This window comes from Psychrobacter sp. 1U2, from assembly GCF_051847575.1.
Genome location: NZ_JBPYDC010000549.1, coordinates 1 through 981, shown reverse-complemented (window position 1 = coordinate 981; position 981 = coordinate 1). Strand labels below are relative to the sequence as shown.

Genomic DNA, 981 nt, shown 5'->3' with positions numbered 1-981 from the left:
CGGCAAAGCGGATCGGAAAGTCTTCTATTGCGCGACCACCAACTTTAGCATTGATAAAGTTTTTGAGCTTGATGCCTTCAATAAAGCCTTGATTGGATAACACAAAGTCTGTTAACTCGCTATCAGGTGTGTTCAATGCTAATTGTTCAAGCTGCTGCGGTGTGTAGCCACTGGCATATAGGCTCCCAACCAAGCTACCAACGCTGGTTCCTACCACGAGTGTCGGCGTGATACCGCTTTCTTCTAACGCCTTAATGACACCAACGTGGGCAAAACCTTTGGCTCCGCCGCCGCCTAACACTAAAGCGACGGTTGGTGCTTTTACGACTGGGTGAGATTGTGTGATCGAAGTGGATGGTCCAATGCTGTTACAAGCACTGACGACGACGCCTAGAGTCGTCAGTAGGCTTGTGCGTACGACTCTTTTATAGAAGGTTTGAGAATCTCGATTGTTGATAGGCTGAACGGACATAGAAAGGCCTTAAAAGCATTTTGAAAGCAAAAAGTATTGGTCAGATGAATGGTTGATTAAGGGTTGAGTCTATAGACGCACGATTACCAAATAGCTTAGTCTCATCAATAGTATTGTCAGCTATAATGATTAAAGTACACTTTATAGCGTATTGATTGTCGTCATAGTTAGGTATACTTTCATCATCAGTGTCATACAATAATCAAGTATAAAACATTTAAGTATGTAGAATTTAAAATAATATCTTTAAGGTTTTTGATGCCAATATCTAGCCATTCCATAGCCGACTTATCAAACAGTGTGTTGCCCAAACAGTCGGCTTCAGCATTAGATATGCCAGTGACGGCGCTGGCGGGTGTTGGACCAAAAGTCGCAGAGCAATTAACGCAACTGGGTATTACACGGATTTTTGATTTATTGCTCCATTTGCCGCGAGATTATGAAGACCGTAGCCGACTCGTATCTATCGCAGATGTAGGACATGGGCAAGCGGCATTAATCACGGGGCG

The 981-nt window shown here is 43.6% G+C and carries 2 protein-coding genes; one reads left to right on the top strand and one right to left on the bottom strand.

Going from position 1 to position 981, the window contains the following annotated elements:
* Nucleotides 1-472 (bottom strand): patatin-like phospholipase family protein (locus ACS8FD_RS17190; RefSeq protein WP_439276740.1); only part of this gene is annotated, 472 nt, incomplete at its 3' end.
* Nucleotides 473-805: 333 nt separating this feature from the next.
* On the opposite strand from ACS8FD_RS17190, the gene ACS8FD_RS17185 reads away from it, so the two are divergent.
* The coding region (locus ACS8FD_RS17185) for a hypothetical protein (protein WP_439276741.1) at nucleotides 806-981 on the top strand (176 nt) is incomplete at its 3' end.